This window comes from Aequorivita sp. IT1282 (assembly GCF_058068205.1).
The window spans coordinates 184727-201808 of record NZ_JBYRHR010000003.1 but is presented as its reverse complement, the minus strand read 5'-3'; the positions used below and the strand labels follow the sequence as shown (position 1 = coordinate 201808).

Genomic DNA, 17082 nt, shown 5'->3' with positions numbered 1-17082 from the left:
AGCTGACAATATTTATAAAATACTGAAGTTTAGCTTAATACAAAGCTTTTGTTTTTTGTCTAACGCTATAGTGTTTCTAATAATTATAAACACATTAAGCACCACAAAAGTGATCATTGAAATTAATACAAGCTGTTTTGTAACTCCAAACCACCTGCTAATAAATGGCGTTAATCCAATTGTGAAAAAAGCAACGATGGTATATAAAATTTGAAGTGAAACTATTTGCTTGGTTATTTCATTTTCTTGTTTTCGAACCTTCATAATTACCCAAGGAAGCAAAATATTGATTGGCGGAAAAATTACGCCTAAAACCGAAGAGAGATTAATTAGTTTTACGAGCTGGTAGTTTATAGTATCATTTTCTACACTCGGTTCGTTTTCTTTTAAATCATCTTCAGAAACCGCCAATGCCTTTGCCAAAAGTCTTAACGAATGTCCTTTTAGTTCTGCACCTTTTTCAATTCGCTGAATAGTTCGTGCAGACACTCCTGCCCTTGCTGCCAACTCCTCTTGCGTGAGATTTAGTTTTTCTCGGTGGTATAAAATTTTATTCAATTTTTAAATGTTTCTTTAGTATAGTAGTTGGTTACGCCTTGCTAAGTCTATTTCTAAAAATTCAGTAGAAAAATGTTTGCTAGCCTTTATGTGGTTCGAATAAATGTTGGGTACAATTCTTAGCATTATTAATATATTGTTCGTTTTATTATTTTCGTTCTGTTTCGTTAAAAATTTGAGAGAACACACAGCTACTTATAGTCATTGTTGGCAAACGATTTTAATTAATTGTAAAAGTTTCATCTGTATTAAAATTGTCAAATTATCATTTTGAATACTCTATATAACTAACAATAAACCACCCAGGCAGTAAATTTTCATTAACACTACAATCTTGAAATTCTAATTTTAAAATTCCTATTGAACGTTCATTTTCCCACTCTATTAATTTGTTTTTTGGTTTGTTTTCTAAAACAGATTTTTTTCCTTCAGCGTACCTATCACTAATTATTTTTTCCAATTCTGAAAATAATTTAGAATAAGTTTCGAGTTCACCACATTCTTTTTCAACTAATTCTTGCAGTTTTTTCTTGTCAAAGAGGGTATTATCGTCAACCTTGTTTAAAAAATCCCATTTATAAGAGGTATACTTTATTTCTCGAGAATTTTTATCATAGTAATATTCAACATTGGCAGGTAGGTTTATAGGTAAAACTCTTGAAATTTGTTTTGGATTATTTAGTTCGTATTTATCTACAAATGGATAAAGTTCAGGAGATAATACTATCGTCGCATAATTTTCTCCAATTTTTGAATTAATACTTGTTTCAAATTCGATTGCATCTTCAATTGAATTTCCAGTAAAAATTAGACTCTCCTTTTGTGACTCCTGTGAACAGGAATAAAAAATTGAAATGAAACTAAAAATAATAGTAATAACTTTATTCATAATTAGTGTTTTTCTGTAATGTTTTGCTAACGTTTATTTTTAAAAATAGTGCGGAATGCTGTGCGAGAGTTTTCAGCTGGAAAATCAACAACTAGTAAACGCGCAACTAACTATTGTTCTAGCTATAACTAACAACTTTTTATTCCGTTCTAAATTTCGCCCATAGTTTTGAAAACTTACTTTTTAAATCGTTTTCGTCTTCTTCCCATTCTTCTCCAGTAATTTCAAAATTCTCTTGAATTCCCAGGGGCATATCATTTCCAGTCTTTTTTTCATAAACATTCGTTGGCACATAACTCAAACCTTCCCAATCGCCACCATTTGTTTCATTGAGTTCTGCAAGTGTTTCAATATTTTGAATTGCACTTTCAAATATGGATTTGCCTTGCCCAATTAACCACCCTCGAAAATCAGAGAAACAGTCATCAGAGCATCCTCCATTTATTATATATGCAGCAGCCCAAAAATCCCAATTATAAATTTCTCCTCTTAATGTTCTAAAGGTATTGTCAAATTCCAAAACTTCGTTTGCTGTAAGTTTCAGCAATTCTTTTTCAAGTTGAGCTTGTTGTTTTTCATAATCTCCAGAGCTTTCAGATTTTGTAATCTCAATAATTTTCCAAAACTTTTCAGATTCCATTATTTCTTTAGAATCTGAAATTGATTCTGTAGTTTCTCCATTTTGAAATTTAAAAAACGCTTTAAAGCTTTTAGCAAAACCAAAATGATAAATAGCCATTGAATAGACAGAAGTCATAACTAATAAAGGGACTTTATTTACGATGGGTGTATCTAAAGTTCCTAAACCAACTAATGCACCTAAAAGCGCAATTGAAAATAAAACTATTGAAACAACTTTCGCCCAATTCTTTCCTTTATAAACCATTATTAAAAGTGCGATAGTCAATGAAAATCTTATTATTTGTTGGATAAGCTTTAGTGACTCAATTTCTGATCTTACGGAATGATAAAAATATATTGTGTGAATGGAAACTAACAAAATACTTATTGAAATTAGTATTGTTCTATTTTTTCCAATATTAGCTAATTCGTTCATTTTTTGGTTTAATTATGGCTGACGGTTAGTATATGAAGAGCGTGCGATATCTGATTATACTAAGGTTTCTATAAGTTTCGGTTTAGGTAAAAATAGAATATTTTTTAAGAATATTATTTTTTTAAAATAAAGGTAAAAATCATTGTGTCGCAACTAGTATTTATGTTAACCAGATTAGATTTTGTTGTAACTTTGATTGAATATTAACTAATATTCTGCTTATAGTTTAATTGATTATATACATATCTCTTTTGTACAAACAAGAACTAATTACTGATGCAATTTTAAAAACTTAAAATAATGAGAAATATATTGGTCACTTTTTTGTTGATTTTATTTACTATGAGCAGCCAAAACATAGATGCTCAAACATTAACTGAAAAAGAAACGATAGAAAAAATATGCAAAAACAAGTGGTTTCTTCGCAGGTATGAGTCTAAAACTCAATTTTATACTGTTCCGAAAGAATATCAAAGTACTTATATGGCTTTTTCACCCAGTGGAAAAGTATATTACTACAAAAAAGGAGAGAATGAAGTCACCAAAACGAGATACGATTATAAAATTTCTAATGGGAAAATAGCAATCATGTCTCACGAAGGCACGCAAGAAGTTTTCGATTTTGAATATCGTGGTTACAATATTTATTTTCTAATTAGAAGTGGAGATTATGCGGGAATAAGATATGTTTGGGAAGTAGCCGAAGAAAATTTACAAATACCAGAAAGCACTGTAACGACCTCTACCACTGCATCTACCACAGATAACTCCGAGTATAAATTTAACAATGTAGATGATTTGGCGACGGCATTGAACAAAGGTATTAGATCTGCTAGAATCAACTTTCAAGACCCATCTTATTCTTTTAATATTACGGGAACCACCAGTTATACCTATTCTTCAATAGAATTTTTTACCCAAGACAACCAAATGTTTATAAAAATGAACATTCCCCAAAATGGAACTTGCAATTATGGTCAGAAAGAAACAAAGGCTATTCTAACCGGACAATATGGAACAGGTGGAAATAGATTTTATATCGCGTTTAAATATAAATATTCTTGTAATTCTGAAACCTACGAAACCATTTACGCCAATTTTTATATGAAAAACAAAGCACATTTTGAAGCAACCCAAGAAGCGGCTAAAAGATTATTAAAGTAGGCGTTTTGTTGTTCAGCGAAGAAGCGACCAAGTGCGTTTCGGAGCAATGCAAAGCCGTTAGTTTATATTTTTCGCTTAGTTAAATCTAGGTTATTTGTTAGAGAGATCATTGCTTTGCAAAACAAAGTAATGGTTTTTATTTTGAATAAGCGCCTGAAGAATATGTCAGCTCATAACTATGTGTGTAGATTTCGAATACAATTCCAAATGGATCTTCAACATAGCACATTTTGAAAGGCTTGTTATTCGGATAGTATTCCCGGATTGGCATTCTTTGTTTTCCTCCATAAAACAGTATTTTATCAATGAGTTCTTCAATATTTGGGTCTTGTACACAAAAATGAAATAGACCCGTATTGAAAGGATTAAATTCTGGCGCTTCTTTAATTCCATTCGGAAAAGAAAATAATTCAATTCCAATGCCGTCTGAAGTTGATAAATGAGCAATTTCGAATTCCTCCCAATCCTCTCCAAAAACATCAATGCACATTTGTCCAATTGCAGTTTCCTTTTCCTTTTTAACCTTTGAAGGCTTCATAATTATATACCAGCCCATTATTTCTGAATAGAATTTTACTGCTTCTTTTATATTCGGGACTGTTAATCCGATATGCGAAAATGATTTTGGATAATTTTTATTTGTTGTCATGAGTTATATTTTAAAATGCAAAATTAAACTATATTTGCCTAATCGGCAATAACTTACTAAAAAGTAGTATAGTTACCAAAACGAGTAAAATTATGATAATCAATAATATAAAGTTGATATTTTGAATAAAGATAACAGTTGTCCATTACACTACACAATGAATTTAATAGGCACTAAATGGAAACCTTTAATTCTATTTCATTTATTGGAAGGCGATTTGCGTTCAGGAATATTACAAAAGAAAATTCTAGGGATTTCAAATAAAATGTTTACCCAAACAGTAAGAGATTTAGAAAAAGATGGCCTTATTTCTAGAAAAGTTTATCCTGTAGTTCCTCCTAAAGTGGAATACAGATTAAGCACTAGAGGGAAATCGCTTGAGGAAATTTTAAGAAGTTTGGATAAATGGGGTTTGGAAGATAGCCCGAAATAATTAAATATGCTCGATTATAAACTAGGTGGCTCCGGTTTCGTATATCCATCAGTTATTGAATTAAAATTACTCTTTTTCGGATAAGCACAGGTGTTAGAAATTGATACCAGCCCAACAAAGTCTCATTGGCTGAGTGGATTCAAGAGCAGTCCAATCTGCCAACGCGAGCGCAGCGAACTGGCAAAGCACATTGCGGTTATGCACTATTCTACGTAGTTTTCTATTCAGTTTCTTTTATTTCTATGTCATTCATATTGTCTATTTCGACAATTTCAACTCCATAAATATCATTCTTATTTTCGGGAAATAACCTTTTCATAGTTTCATAGTAATCAGCCAAAAACCTATTTAAGTCTACTAAACCTTTTGTGAAATAATGAACTTTAATTCCGTTGTGCGAAACTTGAAGAATTCCGTATTCTTTTTCTTCAGATTTCTGTCGTTCAATATTCCGGTTAAAGAATTCCTCAATTTTCCATATTGTATCAGTAATCGGTATTCTCTTTTCGTAAACAACTTTCCATTCAGGATTTTCTTCGAAAGTATCTTCTTTAAATTCTGTTCGAATTTTTATTAAATCGGATTCTTTTGTGATTTCAATTCGTTCAGCTCCTTCATAAGTACAAACAGAATGGTCAAACCAGATTTTAATTGTGTCCAATTCAGTCATTTTTTTCTTAAAATCGGTTAAATCCGTTTTGAGATTAAAGTTAGATTTAGGTATTTCCGTTTTGTTTTCAGTCCCCTTTTTACAAGAAGCCAAAATCAAGGTCAGAATTAGTATTTTAAGTAAATTTTTCAAATTGCGTAGAACGTGTTTGTGTATGATTTCGTTACTCGTTTCAGCGACCAATTTAGCAAATACAAACCGAATAGAAAATCTGCAAGTCCCAACGCTTCGGGATTCGTGAGTAGTCTTGCACTAGCAATTAATTTTATAAGGTGATAGCAATTGCTCCTTTTCTATTCATTTTTTAAATCTATTTGAAATAAACAAGCAGGTACATTGTGGCAATGAACTGTTGTAAACAGTTTTTTTTACAGCGTATAACTCAATCCAAGTTGAAGAACTGAACTTCTGTTGTCATCTCTTTTTGTAATTCCGTAGTTGTATCTAATTCCAATTCTGAAATTTTCTTTGAAACTATAACCTGCACCTAAATTCATAGCAATTTCGAACTTGTCATAATCGCCATTTCCATAATTAAATTCATCGTCATTATCTGATACATCTTGGTTAACGACATATCCAAGTTGCGGCCCAATTTCCAAATCAAAGTTGTCGTTCAAATAATAATCAATCATAATTGGTACTAGTATTAAGCTTTCTTTAATCTCCGCTTTAAAGCTGTTCCCAAAAGAAGGGTTATTTGGATCGTCTATATTAATATTTTCGGAATATTCTATTTCCGCATTTTGTGTAGAAAAAAGTAATTCAGGTTTTAGTCTTAAATTATCTGTTAATCCAATACTTAAAAATCCGCCAAGGTGAAATCCAATTTTGGAATTTGCCTCTGCCGGAATATTAGTATCGATAATTAAACTGGAATAATTCAAACCCGCTTTTAATCCGAATTCGATTGATTCATTTTGGGATACCGCATTGAAGTTTATTAGCAGAGTCATTATTCCGATTAGTAATGTGGTTTTTTTCATTTTTTTATTTTGTTTTTAAATTGTTTGCAACGCTTATTTTCATGAGCTGTAACGCGTATCGGCACGAACCTCTCCAGATATAAACTGGTTTTTAAAATCTGCAGTCCCGACACTTCGGGATTCCAAGCTGGCAATGTGTTAACTGCTAGTTTTTATCAATTCAGTTTTTGAAGTTCGCTATCAATCTGCATATGTATTTGCTCCAATTGTTCGGCATATATATCTGTATCCTCTTTAATTGCCTTTCTGAATAACTCAAATGCTTGAATTCTAAGTTCTGAATATTTTAATAAAATTTCGTTTTGTTTAATTAGTTCGGAAGGTAAATCTTCGAAATGATTTGTTTTATTAATAATCTCAATATTTTCCTTCCATTTTGGAATCGTTTTTTCATCCAATTCTTTAAGTAATGAATACTTGGTTCCCGAATTTAAATTATCGTAAAAGACTAAAGTTTCATTTTCGTTTATTGAAAATCGAGCAAATTCTGTGTCATATTTATCATACAACTCGTTATCTGTGGAGAGATATACATAGCCAAATATTCCAATTCCGAGAATTATTAAAGCAATAAATCCTATTCCAGCCGCTCTCCAACCAGAAAAAAATGTATTATTATTTTCTTTATGAGCTTTAAGAATATCGCCTTGCTTCCACTCAACGATTCCCCAAATAATTCCGGTGTAGATAAGTGGTATAATTTGTTGAGGAATTTTGTCAATTATATTTTCAGGAATCATAAATAGCCCTCCAAAAAGGACTACCGTAGAAACTACTCCTAGTATCAAAGCATTTCGACCTTCTGTAGGTTTATCTATTGCTTTATAATTCTCTCCAATTAAATATCCTGCAGCAAGCGGTCCTCCTAAAAATGTTGCTCCACCTATTGCTTTGGAGGAATACAGCTTTATGCCTTTTGTATTGTTTTCTGTTTTCAATTCTGTTTCAATCATTTTTTTCTGCTTGTAGGTTACGGTTATGTGCATTGTGCGTATTCCGAAGGGTATGCACTATAACCTTATTGTAAGCCGTTATTTTTTTGTCATATAATAAAATTCACGATCTAAGTCGTGCTTCATTCTCCTGGTGCTTCTCCTCATTATAAAGTATGGTATTCCAAACATAAATGCAGCGTGAATAAAAATAAATGGTAGGGCAAATCCAGCTCCATTTCCTTCAAAATTATCAGCCATAAAAAATGCTCCAATAAAGATGGTATAAAAGACAATTACGAATAAATAAAAGGGAATCATCATTCCACTAAATCCATTGATTTCAGTCTCAATTACTAACTTTTCACTTTTCTGTCTATAAGTTCCAGTTGCTACTGCGAAGTTCATATGTGTGTCAAACAATTTTCTTCTTCTTTTTATTTTGAATCCGTCATATCCAACTTGCCCTTTGTATTCATTCTTGCTTGACGAAAAAACATCAAAAGTATCAGAAAAAATTCCTGTACCTCCTTCATCTACGTGCTTCTTGAAATTTGAAATAAATTCACTTTTCTGAATTTCAATTTCGGTTGTCAAATGTTCAAGCAGACTTATTTTTATTAAAAATTCCTTCACGTTCTATTTTTAATGGATTACGGTCTTGTATATGAAAAGTAGCGCTGAAAATAAGCGAGAATTTTCGGATGAAATACAAGCCGAATTTTTAAATTTCACTAATTATTTTATTTTTGGGAATTTGTCAAATTTAAAAATTTGGCTACTTCCTAAAAATGCCCGAACCATTGTGTTCGCAACGACTCGCGCTATTTTTTATATACGGTGTTGTAAAACGTTTTTTCTTTTAAATATCAGCTTTACTTAAATTATAGCCTTGTATATATGGAACAACAAATTCAATTAATTCTATAAATCTGCTATATTCAACGTCAAAATCTTTAGTCTTTATTTTTCCTGAAGAGTTCATCACGTCAATTTGTCTAACGACTTTATAGTTAAAGCCTTCTTTATCTATATTCCGTTTTGGGTCAATATATACGTAAGGATTATTATGAACAACTGCGTTTCTGATTCTTGATATTTCGCCTAAATTGTGAATAGATTTATCACTATCAAAATCTTCCATATTGGCCAAAATTTTGATTTTTTGTCCCATTCCTATTACTGTTCCATTTAATAATATTTTATGGAAATCTTTTTCATTTTTACTTGGCGAAAAGTATTGAGCAATAACATGATTTATCAATAATTCTAAATCATTATATTTATTTATCAAGTCGCCTATTTTTTCTTCATTATTTAAAAACTCCATATTAAATTATAAAATGTGTTTAACTCAGTTTTGCTTTTAATCTGTCCCAAAAAGTAATTTTTTCGTTTAATTCTCCTTCTTTCGTAAACTTTATTTTATTCCAATGTTTGTCTAAATCCTTAACCGTTTTTAATTTCAATCCTTGAATATTCATTTCAGCCAATCCAGTTTCTAAATCGGCTTTCATACTATTGTACCAAGTTTCATTTGCTTTTTCATTATTGGTAATTACAACGTTCTTAATTTGTGAACTGAACTCAGCTGTTAGCTTCTTCCATAATTCCGAATCTTTTTCGTCAGCATTGTAAGAGATTGTTGGTTTTTCGATGTCTTTTTGATTTACGAATTGAATAATTTCCATAAACATTTTAGTCTTTTGGTTTTCATTCAAATTAGTATCGCTTAAATCTCTCAAACAAATATTTATTCCACCAATCCAAGTTGAATCAAAACCAAATTCCTTTCCATTCAGATTATAATAGATTCCTTCTCCACGAGAACCAAATTTAATATGATAAAATTCGTTTGTTTTATCTGTGTTCATTGGTTTTGTCAAATGTTTTACAACATGCACATATACCCCATAACTATTACGTATATCCCGCACATATGCGCTATTATTTTTATTTATAAATTTTAAAACATACCAAACCTCCAGCAAGCCTAAGCCGGCGCACGAGTTTTTAATAAGTGGGGAGAAAAAAGCACAAAGCTTAATTTCAAATATAGGATATTATTTTAAAAGGACAACTAGAGGGTAGGGATTAGAAAGTTTGGGGGCAAGTAGCAGCGAAGAAACAGGCGGTAAGTTTGTGCCAGAGGGGTGCTGCTAGTTTAATTATTATACTAATATTCATATGAGAATGGATTGACTTCGTTGATATTGTAAGGAATATCATTTGTAAATCCATCAGTTTCGACACCGTTCTTTTTCTTATACCATCTAATTTTAAAGTGTTCAGCGGTTTCGGATACAGGAATTTTCCAAATAAGCAATCGTCAAAACAATTAATTATTTACGTTGTTGGCAACAGGTTTTTTATTTTTCAGAATCATATCCGTGAACATTCCAAGCTTTTAAAAAATCGTAACCTTTATGTCTTAAATATGTCTTTCCATCTATTTTGAATCTCGTTTTAGATAAAGATTCTATTTCAGTTGTACCTGAACCTCCTAAACCAACAAATTTTAGTTGGACTTGACCATTCAATTTTATTAGTCCAGCAATTGTTGAGCACGAAGAAAATGGTAGTTTTTCTGTTCGTTCAATTTCTTCATTATAAAGTATTGTTTCCCAAGTCGCAGAATTTTTCTTTTTATGAAAGTCCAACCACAATATTCTTTCTCCGCTAACATCATTTTCAGGAATCCAAAATCCGTTTAGATTTTCACGTACAGAATCCAAATTTGTTAAGTCAATTTCATAGTCATTAGCAACCAGTATCAAATTCGGATTAAAACTCTTTCCGATATCTTTTTTTACTCCTTTGGCAAAGTCAAACATTGGAAGTCCGAAATACCCAGTTCCGATAATTATAATTCCAATTATTGTTATTACAATTCCTTTTTTCATTGATTAGTTCAAATGTGTGGAAACTGTTCGGCTATGCCAAGTAGGTCAGGCAAGTGAACATTTCGTTTCCGTCTGCACTTTTAGCCGGAGTCTTTTGTTTTGTTTTTATCTTTTTTATTTTAAAGCGAAATAAAAAAATTTGGCGGACTACGCAAACACGTATAAGTCAATGGATTCAGCACTTACTGCCCTATTTGCTTTAGCCATTGTTTGCATACGTTTTTAAGTATTTATAACATAAGTCTTAGAAATTAAATCGTGCCAACCTCTATCCGATAATAAAAAAGAGAGCGCATCAAATGGAATCAATCTGCAAAGGTTGCGAATAAGTAAAGTCTTGAAATCTGGTTTATTACCATTATAGTCAATAACCTTAGTTCCTGTTATAAATTTTCCTGGTGTTTTGCCAAAAGCATATTCAAAAAGCAAATGATACAAGACGTATAGAACAAAAAAATATAATATGAACCAATCAGAACCATCTTCAGGCATTATTCCAAACCAGCCATCAAGAACCATTGCATTCAAAAAAATAACAAAGTAGAATCCTATCGTATCAATAAAATTGTTTCCAAAACGAGTTCCCTTACTTGCGTAATCAATTATTAATTCATTATTCATTTCTAATATTTTTAATGTATGCTAATGATAAGTGTAAAATGCGTTTCAATTTATTTTACCACGTTGTTAGCTTTCGTTTTTTATTGTAGTATTACTAGATTGATTCATTATCAAATTATATGCTAACTGCAATAGGTTTTCTTTTTCTTTTATAGATAATGAAACATCTAATTGTGCTAAACCAATCAATCTGCGCATAATTTCAATACCTGTTGTTTGAGCTAAGAGTTCAGTATCTATTTCATTAGGGTATGTTTCCGCAATGATGGAAAAAACCATTTTGTTTTGTTGTATTAAAATAGAGTGAGCGGCAAGTACACCAAGATCAAACTCAGGAAAACCTAAAAAGCTAAATTCTGGGTCGATAATATAAATATGATTGTTTTTTGTAATCCAACTACCAGGGTAATAATCACCGTGCAATAAAGTTGTTCCATCAGATAAATATTTACTTCCTATCTCTTTAATTTTTTCTTTCAATAGCGCGTCTTTTTTGTAGGGTGTAGAAAGTGCTTCTAACCCTGGTTGGATGTCATTTAAAGAAAAACCATTATTTGTTATAAAGGGAAGTTCAAAAATATGTTGATAGTTCAATGCACGTAACTCTTTATTTTTTGGGTAAGCTTTAGGTGCTTTTGAATTATGAATATTGGCAGCAATACTAATCAGTAATTCCAGTTGGCTTAATCCAATATCATCACACTTATATAAACTAGTCATGTCTTCACAGTCACCTAAATCTTCTAAAATCAATAAATAATTGTCAGCATTATACTTTAAGACTTTAGGGAAGTGTTTGTTTAGTAGCTCATTATTTGAAATAGTCTTGTAAAATTGATATTCGACACCAATACGATTTATTGGAGCTTCTATATTTTTATATTTTTGAACAAATGGGCGAGATTGTTTTAAAATAAACGAACGTAAATTAGTTTCAATACGCAACACCACATTCATATTGCCTTCGCCAGGTTTGCTTACTTTGAATATGTATTCACTTTCATTATTAAAGAAACCAATTTTTTGCAGTAGTTTTCTTATTTCCTCTATAGGAGTTTGTTGGTCAATAAACATAAAAATAGCTGGTTATAAGTTGATTAATATACTCCAAAAATCCTTGGCCATTTTATCCGCATCTATATTTGTGTGTATGCCTATTTTACGTTGCGTATTTTCAGGAGGAGTTAAAAAATATGCTACTGTAGAGAATTCTGGTTGTGCTAAAGCTTCAATAATTGCAACATCCCACATAGTCCATTTTTCCTTTTCTGGGTCATCTTTAGTCCACCAACGATCGTAAGTTTCCCACCTATTTATTAAATAACTAGCAATGCCTTCTTTGTTTTTTAAATGCATATCTACTTCTTGTTTTGTAAATACTAATTTTTGACTAGTTGTAGCCGTCATTACATTAAGGTCAAGCATTTTAGTATTCAATAAAACTTCTACGGCAATAGGGTCATTTCCTGAATTGAATTCTTTTTTATTATAAACATTTGTAGCTGGAGTGTGCCAAAAACCAAGATAATGCACTTTTATTTTAGGAATTATTGAAGGATCTTCTAAAATGGCAGAAGCTACATTAGTGCATGAGCCTAAAATAACGACATTTAATTTTTGATTGCTTTTCATTTTATGTGCTGCTTCAATAATAAAACGAGAAGCTTCGGAAGAAACAGCTTGGCCATACTCGTTTAAAGGAGTGTTGCTTCCCAACGGAAGTGAAATTCCTTTCACATTCATTAATCGAATAATTTCTTCATTAATTTGTTGGCTTTCATTAACTGTGTTTTCCGAAGCCAATGGAGAGGTATGGAATTGAGCCGAACTTATAGCTAATAAATTGAATTTAGGTTCTAATATGGCTCTAACAATGGCATATACATCATCAACTTCATTTGCTGTATCAGCATCAATAATTAAATCTAAGCGTTGGGTAGTATCCTTTGGATTTATAGCAACCGACCAAGAAATGAAAAGACCACAAATAAAGAAAAGACTGATTTTTGCGGTAATATTTAGAGATAAATATTTCATTTCAGGAAGTTAGTTTTTTAGGGACTTTAAACTCTGTAGTTATTAATTATATTTTCAATAATTGTAAAATATAATTAGAATATGAGTAGGGAAAATCTATATATCATTACAGATTTTGGATTCATTTTTTTAAATAAAAGCTAACGGCCCGTATAACCGTCAGTAACGGGATTAATGTTACTATTTTTCAGGATAAGCATTGACGGTAGCAATTGCGACTAGTCCAACAAAATATTTCTAGCGGGGTGGATTCAGACCCAGTGAAATCATCCAACACGAGCGCCGCGAACTGGCGAAACTATTGCGGTTATGTTGTGTTGCCAATAGTTTTTTTCATTCGGTTTAATTCAGAGGTTAAATCACTCCAAGGTTCAGCGTTGAGATATAGTTTTTTGCTTACAGTACCATTAGTTCCATTATATTTAAATGTCAGATTGTGAGATTTAAATATTGAATTTTGGTTATAAAGTATATCAATAAGTTGTGATTCAGGAATCCTGAATTCTTCTTTTTGCGTTATAATTGAGTAAGTCTCAAAAATGTATAAATCGTCGTTCTTTTTAATATTAGTCAACAATTTTGCATTTTGTGCAATTCCGATAAAAAGAATAAAGGCTAACACCCCAATTCGAATAATATCAGAATCCACAAAGAGGTAAATTCCGATTAACCATACTGTTCCAATTGTCAATTGAACTATTTTCTGATATCTATATATTTTTATCAATCCTATTCCTTTTTTAAATCACCTCTAACGTGCTTGTAAATAAATAGTTGCGTGTTTGCGCGCGAGGATTTTCCGAAGAAAAATTAAACGTAGTAAACGTGCAACAGCCTTGTGTTTAGCCTAAAATAAACATTTTTTTAAATACGTAGTCAGCACCAATTTTTCTTTCTTTCGTTAATTGGTTTGTTTTATTCTGCAAGAACATTCGTGATTCTCGTTAATGTATTTAATTGATTCTATGCAGAGTTCTTTTAAAACCGAAATATTGATGTCAGAAAGTTTTTTTACATAAATACAGGCTTTCCCCATTTTGAATTTACCGAGTTCGGCTAATAATAATTTACTTCTTTCCGTATCAGAATAAACGTAGAGCGAGAATGCTGCTTTTCTAGGTGAAAATCCAAGAACTGGCGCATCGCCTTCATGTCCGCTAGCATATTTGTAATGGTAGTTGTCGAATCCGATAATTGTCGGTCCCCACATTTTAGGTTCAGCACTAGACCATTCCTGCATCAATTCAATTAAACGAAAACTGTCAGCTTTTTTCTGCTCATTGTCAACATATGAGTTTATGAAATCTGTTACATTTCCCCCAGTGTAAGTTGTCTTTGTTGTTGCCATAATTCCTATTTTGATTATTGCCTTAAAATCTTTTCCACCTTTCTACCTTTCGCCAATTCATCAATGAGCTTTTCCATACGTCTGCATTGTTTATACAATTCAAATTCATCCTCTATTTCTTCAATTCGATAACCACAAACCACTCCTTTAATCAAGTGTGCGTTAGGATGTATTTTAGCTTTTTGAAAAAATGTTCTAAAAGTTACTTTCTCTTCAATAAATGCTTGTAATTTACCTTCATCAAATCCAGTTAACCATTCTATTACTTGGTTTAGTTCTTCCTTGGTTCTTCCGTTTTTCACCAATCTATTCAAGTAAAGTGGATAAATAGATGCAAATATCATATTAGCGACTTTTTCATTTTTTTCAGCAGTAACTTTCATCTTATTTGTTTTTGAATTAATTGGTGCCAACGGTCCCTCATAACCGTCAGTTACGGGATTAAAGTTACTATTTTTCAGGATAAGCATCGACGGTAGCAATTACGACCTGCCCGACAAAGTCTTTCTGGCGGGGTGGATTCGGACATAGTCGAAATGGCGACACGAGCGCAGCGAACTGGCGAAGCAAAGCGAGCGAGCGAGATTCACGAGCACCTATAATTAAAATATATAAGTACGAGTAAATTGCGGTTATGCTTCGTTACTACCAATTTTTCCTCAGTTTTTCTTCAATCAAATAATTTTCAGTTGCACTAATTACTTTTTTGAAAGATACTTTTTCAATTCCGTTACTGTCTTTCATAAATCTCAAAGTTGCCTTATAATCAGATATTTTCAAATCACTTTTTAAATCGAGATCAATGAAATAACTTGTAAACTTACCTAAATTATCATTTTCTATTCGGTATTCCGCCAAAGGTCCATCAGATATTTTGAAGGAACTAGGTATTGGAGAAATCCGCACAGTTTTTTTTCCGATTCTAATATTTATGTTTTCAATTTTATGGTTTACATTATAATCCCCTAAAGAACGAATTCTAGAAGGATCACATAGAAAGTGATAATTCCTGACGATTGAACTTTGATTATTTCTGAGAAAATTAGAAATATTAGACATTATTATACTGTCTTTTCTGTATTCTTTTTCTGAAGAAGTTAGTTCAAAACTGACAGATTTAATATCATTCTTGCATCCAAATAATAAGCTTAAAATTATTAAAATTTGCAGATGTGATTTAATTCTCAAATGTATTTTTTAGATTGTGCCTAACAATAGGATATGGAAAGTTGCGTGTTTACTTACGAGAATTTTCCGAAGGAAAAGCAGACGTAATAAACTTGCAACAACCTTTGCTTAAGCCCAAAATAGAGCAATTATGCTTTTATATTGTGTGCCGTTTTCCGGTTACAAATTTTGTTTGTTAATTTCAGTTTCTATTGTTGAGGAATTTAACCCTTTTATTATTAGCCAAAGCGGAAGAATTAGTTGAATTAATCCTGTGGGCAGAAGCATATTCATACTTATACTATGTCCGAAAATTGAAAATAATTCTTCAATGAACATAAGAACTATTGCTATTATTCCAAAAATGGTAATTATTCTTGGGACAAGCTTAGATACGTACAATATGTAGTACAAAACAAAAACTGGAAAGCAAGAAATTAATAGATAAAGATAGTGTGTCCACCAATGTTTTTGATATACGAGAGTCTCTAATATTTTCGAAGAACTTTCATTTCCATTTATCACAAATTCTTTACTTAATTCTAACATAGATATCACACTAACATTATCAATCATAAGGGTGATAAAATTTAGAATGCAAAATGCAAGGTATAAATATGCTAAGCTTATACTATATCTTTTAAAAATCGGTAACAGCATTGTTGCAACAACTATAGTTGCTATTCCGCTAAAAATTCCGAGTACAACTGAACCTATGATTTGAGTTGAGTTTTCGGATGCGGTTGTAAGATAATTGTCTGAAAAAAGCACAGAGCCTTGTAAAAATTGAAATATTACGACGCCTGAAATAAAAATGAACAATAATAATACGCCAGCAATTCTACCGACTTTTTGATTTGAATACATAGAGGTGTTTTTGATTGGTGCTAAATTTAGAGGGTATCCCTATGTATAAAGACGTATATATGTTACAAATGGTTGCCTAGAATTTGATAAAATTCCTCTTTTTAAATTATTGCCAATCTTGCATTTTCTTTCTCGTTTTATAAATTCCGAGATAATTTTCTACGTTTAAATTACCCATCTATCGAAACTCCAACCTGTTTATTCTTCTCAAAATGAACATTGAAAAAGTAGTTTTGTCCTTCCTTTTCCTGAAAAGCCATTTCAAATCCTTCATCGCGCACCGATATTCCTGTGAGCTCGAAATGCTCTTCAATGGACACAAATTCCATTTCCGCGTTTTCAAATTGTTCTTTAAGTGCTTTTTCCGATTCAGATTTTATTACCGTTTCGTTATTAAGTGCATTGATTAAAATCCGTTTTTGATTTTCAGATATTCCATCTTTATCTCCTGCGATTAAAATTTCAATATCAGAATTCAAAAATCTTTTATTTACTTGCCAACCAACATCATTTCCGCTAGTACTAAAACTCTTAATTTCTCCAAAATCTGAGTCCGTCATTTTTAAATTTTTACTTCTAAATAGATTTCCAAATATTCCCATTCAGTTTGTTTTTTAGTTCGGTTGCTCAAATTACACACAAACATGGGGATAAAGGCCACAATAGCATTTAATACTATTAAAATTTGGTTTTTAATTTTTGAAGGAGATTATAATTTTAGCGAATGTTGGTTTCTATTTCTTTTTCAAATGTTGCATAACATTTACTTATAATATAAAATGTGGTTCTGTATAGAAGGAT

22 protein-coding genes are annotated in these 17082 nt (G+C 31.4%); 2 read left to right on the top strand and 20 right to left on the bottom strand.

What is annotated here, in order from left to right; genetic code table 11:
* Positions 1-12: 12 nt before the first annotated feature.
* From AC3RVG_RS07825 to AC3RVG_RS07815, 3 genes are all read right to left on the bottom strand, one after another.
* Positions 13-558, bottom strand: a complete 546-nt coding sequence (locus AC3RVG_RS07825) for a helix-turn-helix domain-containing protein (RefSeq protein WP_489690891.1) — start codon at positions 556-558, stop codon at positions 13-15.
* A gap of 265 nt (positions 559-823) precedes the next feature.
* Positions 824-1447: a hypothetical protein gene (locus AC3RVG_RS07820; protein WP_489690890.1), complete on the bottom strand. Its 624-nt coding sequence runs from the start codon at positions 1445-1447 to the stop codon at positions 824-826.
* Positions 1448-1586: 139 nt separating this feature from the next.
* Positions 1587-2504, bottom strand: coding sequence for a DUF4240 domain-containing protein (locus AC3RVG_RS07815; protein ID WP_489690889.1), 918 nt, complete (start codon positions 2502-2504; stop codon positions 1587-1589).
* Positions 2505-2804: 300 nt separating this feature from the next.
* On the opposite strand from AC3RVG_RS07815, the gene AC3RVG_RS07810 reads away from it, so the two are divergent.
* A complete protein-coding gene (locus AC3RVG_RS07810) occupies positions 2805-3668 on the top strand; it encodes a hypothetical protein (RefSeq protein WP_489690888.1) in 864 nt (287 codons plus the stop codon).
* 136 nt (positions 3669-3804) lie between these two features.
* On the opposite strand, the gene AC3RVG_RS07805 is transcribed toward AC3RVG_RS07810, so the two are convergent.
* Positions 3805-4317 carry a VOC family protein gene (locus AC3RVG_RS07805; RefSeq protein WP_489690887.1) on the bottom strand — a complete coding sequence of 171 codons (513 nt, stop codon included), beginning with the start codon at positions 4315-4317 and terminating at the stop codon, positions 3805-3807.
* 157 nt (positions 4318-4474) lie between these two features.
* Between AC3RVG_RS07805 and AC3RVG_RS07800 the strand changes: the two genes are divergently transcribed.
* Entirely contained in the window at positions 4475-4750 is a 276-nt protein-coding gene (locus AC3RVG_RS07800; protein WP_489691207.1) for a winged helix-turn-helix transcriptional regulator, read from the top strand.
* A 220-nt stretch (positions 4751-4970) separates the two neighbouring features.
* Here the strand turns inward: AC3RVG_RS07800 and AC3RVG_RS07795 are convergent, their stop codons facing one another.
* From AC3RVG_RS07795 to AC3RVG_RS07720, 16 genes are all read right to left on the bottom strand, one after another.
* Positions 4971-5552, bottom strand: a complete 582-nt coding sequence (locus AC3RVG_RS07795; protein WP_489690886.1) for a hypothetical protein — start codon at positions 5550-5552, stop codon at positions 4971-4973.
* A gap of 236 nt (positions 5553-5788) precedes the next feature.
* Positions 5789-6406: a porin family protein gene (locus AC3RVG_RS07790; protein ID WP_489690885.1), complete on the bottom strand. Its 618-nt coding sequence runs from the start codon at positions 6404-6406 to the stop codon at positions 5789-5791.
* A gap of 155 nt (positions 6407-6561) precedes the next feature.
* Positions 6562-7359, bottom strand: coding sequence for a hypothetical protein (locus AC3RVG_RS07785; protein WP_489690884.1), 798 nt, complete (start codon positions 7357-7359; stop codon positions 6562-6564).
* Between the two features lie 78 nt (positions 7360-7437).
* Positions 7438-7974, bottom strand: coding sequence for a hypothetical protein (locus tag AC3RVG_RS07780; RefSeq protein WP_489690883.1), 537 nt, complete (start codon positions 7972-7974; stop codon positions 7438-7440).
* Between the two features lie 226 nt (positions 7975-8200).
* Positions 8201-8668, bottom strand: a complete 468-nt coding sequence (locus AC3RVG_RS07775; protein WP_489690882.1) for a hypothetical protein — start codon at positions 8666-8668, stop codon at positions 8201-8203.
* Positions 8669-8687: 19 nt separating this feature from the next.
* Positions 8688-9212: a hypothetical protein gene (locus AC3RVG_RS07770; RefSeq protein ID WP_489690881.1), complete on the bottom strand. Its 525-nt coding sequence runs from the start codon at positions 9210-9212 to the stop codon at positions 8688-8690.
* Between the two features lie 495 nt (positions 9213-9707).
* Complete coding sequence (locus AC3RVG_RS07765; protein WP_489690880.1) at positions 9708-10241, bottom strand: hypothetical protein; 534 nt, start codon at positions 10239-10241, stop codon at positions 9708-9710.
* Between the two features lie 222 nt (positions 10242-10463).
* Entirely contained in the window at positions 10464-10862 is a 399-nt protein-coding gene (locus AC3RVG_RS07760; RefSeq protein ID WP_489690879.1) for an RDD family protein, read from the bottom strand.
* A 66-nt stretch (positions 10863-10928) separates the two neighbouring features.
* Complete coding sequence (locus tag AC3RVG_RS07755; protein ID WP_489690878.1) at positions 10929-11936, bottom strand: phosphotransferase; 1008 nt, start codon at positions 11934-11936, stop codon at positions 10929-10931.
* A 12-nt stretch (positions 11937-11948) separates the two neighbouring features.
* Positions 11949-12899: a nucleoside hydrolase gene (locus AC3RVG_RS07750; protein WP_489690877.1), complete on the bottom strand. Its 951-nt coding sequence runs from the start codon at positions 12897-12899 to the stop codon at positions 11949-11951.
* Positions 12900-13206: 307 nt separating this feature from the next.
* Positions 13207-13626, bottom strand: coding sequence for a hypothetical protein (locus tag AC3RVG_RS07745; protein ID WP_489690876.1), 420 nt, complete (start codon positions 13624-13626; stop codon positions 13207-13209).
* Positions 13627-13800: 174 nt separating this feature from the next.
* Positions 13801-14247, bottom strand: coding sequence for a DUF1801 domain-containing protein (locus AC3RVG_RS07740; RefSeq protein ID WP_489690875.1), 447 nt, complete (start codon positions 14245-14247; stop codon positions 13801-13803).
* A 14-nt stretch (positions 14248-14261) separates the two neighbouring features.
* Complete coding sequence (locus AC3RVG_RS07735) at positions 14262-14630, bottom strand: DUF2200 domain-containing protein (RefSeq protein WP_489690874.1); 369 nt, start codon at positions 14628-14630, stop codon at positions 14262-14264.
* A gap of 262 nt (positions 14631-14892) precedes the next feature.
* A complete protein-coding gene (locus AC3RVG_RS07730; protein WP_489690873.1) occupies positions 14893-15435 on the bottom strand; it encodes a hypothetical protein in 543 nt (180 codons plus the stop codon).
* Positions 15436-15594: 159 nt separating this feature from the next.
* Positions 15595-16281, bottom strand: coding sequence for a DUF4386 domain-containing protein (locus tag AC3RVG_RS07725; protein WP_489690872.1), 687 nt, complete (start codon positions 16279-16281; stop codon positions 15595-15597).
* 170 nt (positions 16282-16451) lie between these two features.
* Entirely contained in the window at positions 16452-16883 is a 432-nt protein-coding gene (locus AC3RVG_RS07720; RefSeq protein ID WP_489690871.1) for a hypothetical protein, read from the bottom strand.
* Between the last annotated feature and the right edge of the window lie 199 nt (positions 16884-17082).

Coding starts and splice junctions, on each gene's coding strand:
- AC3RVG_RS07820 (WP_489690890.1), bottom strand. CDS start 1,447: ATGAATAAAGTTATTACTATTATTTTTAGTTTCATTTCAATTTTTTAT.
- AC3RVG_RS07815 (WP_489690889.1), bottom strand. CDS start 2,504: ATGAACGAATTAGCTAATATTGGAAAAAATAGAACAATACTAATTTCA.
- AC3RVG_RS07810 (WP_489690888.1), top strand. CDS start 2,805: ATGAGAAATATATTGGTCACTTTTTTGTTGATTTTATTTACTATGAGC.
- AC3RVG_RS07805 (WP_489690887.1), bottom strand. CDS start 4,317: ATGACAACAAATAAAAATTATCCAAAATCATTTTCGCATATCGGATTA.
- AC3RVG_RS07800 (WP_489691207.1), top strand. CDS start 4,475: ATGAATTTAATAGGCACTAAATGGAAACCTTTAATTCTATTTCATTTA.
- AC3RVG_RS07790 (WP_489690885.1), bottom strand. CDS start 6,406: ATGAAAAAAACCACATTACTAATCGGAATAATGACTCTGCTAATAAAC.
- AC3RVG_RS07785 (WP_489690884.1), bottom strand. CDS start 7,359: ATGATTGAAACAGAATTGAAAACAGAAAACAATACAAAAGGCATAAAG.
- AC3RVG_RS07775 (WP_489690882.1), bottom strand. CDS start 8,668: ATGGAGTTTTTAAATAATGAAGAAAAAATAGGCGACTTGATAAATAAA.
- AC3RVG_RS07770 (WP_489690881.1), bottom strand. CDS start 9,212: ATGAACACAGATAAAACAAACGAATTTTATCATATTAAATTTGGTTCT.
- AC3RVG_RS07765 (WP_489690880.1), bottom strand. CDS start 10,241: ATGAAAAAAGGAATTGTAATAACAATAATTGGAATTATAATTATCGGA.
- AC3RVG_RS07760 (WP_489690879.1), bottom strand. CDS start 10,862: ATGAATAATGAATTAATAATTGATTACGCAAGTAAGGGAACTCGTTTT.
- AC3RVG_RS07755 (WP_489690878.1), bottom strand. CDS start 11,936: ATGTTTATTGACCAACAAACTCCTATAGAGGAAATAAGAAAACTACTG.
- AC3RVG_RS07750 (WP_489690877.1), bottom strand. CDS start 12,899: ATGAAATATTTATCTCTAAATATTACCGCAAAAATCAGTCTTTTCTTT.
- AC3RVG_RS07740 (WP_489690875.1), bottom strand. CDS start 14,247: ATGGCAACAACAAAGACAACTTACACTGGGGGAAATGTAACAGATTTC.
- AC3RVG_RS07735 (WP_489690874.1), bottom strand. CDS start 14,630: ATGAAAGTTACTGCTGAAAAAAATGAAAAAGTCGCTAATATGATATTT.
- AC3RVG_RS07725 (WP_489690872.1), bottom strand. CDS start 16,281: ATGTATTCAAATCAAAAAGTCGGTAGAATTGCTGGCGTATTATTATTG.
- AC3RVG_RS07720 (WP_489690871.1), bottom strand. CDS start 16,883: ATGGGAATATTTGGAAATCTATTTAGAAGTAAAAATTTAAAAATGACG.